Consider the following 431-nt stretch of genomic DNA (forward strand, 5'->3'; position numbering starts at 1 on the left):
TCTTTGATATCGTTGAACAAAAGAAAGCTTCTCGTTAAAGGAACGGGAACACCCTACACATCGATATCTACGCTTTCGTAAGTGTAATTCTACTTTTTTTCCTGCAACTCTGGATCCCTCTAACTTTTGCCAACGGTAATCATGAACCCTTTTTGTCTTCTCTTTACAATGTGGACACTTATGAAGTTTAACTTTCGTATGAAGTTCAAACCAAAAATATTGTGTTTCCTCTCCTGAATCATAAATCTCTACATGCTTATCTTTTATACCTAATAAACTTATGATAGTATTGTAATACACCTATATCCCTCTCCTGTATCTATTTGTTGTGGTGACTTTAGATTTACAAAGAGAGAGGATTAGGTGTATTTTTTTGCTTGAAAAAAGGTATGCTCTCGACCTCCTGATTTCATAAGCATGACCCCAACATA

At 35.3% G+C, this 431-nt stretch carries 1 protein-coding gene; it reads right to left on the reverse strand.

The window, feature by feature from the left end; translation table 11 throughout:
- On the reverse strand, window positions 1-300 hold a 300-nt coding region (locus AOA59_RS27100; RefSeq protein WP_143522825.1), incomplete at its 3' end, for a transposase family protein.
- Window positions 301-431 lie beyond the last annotated feature (131 nt).

This window comes from Pseudomonas sp. 2822-15, from assembly GCF_002742515.1.
GTDB classification, from domain to species: Bacteria; Pseudomonadota; Gammaproteobacteria; order Pseudomonadales; family Pseudomonadaceae; genus Aquipseudomonas; species Aquipseudomonas salomonii.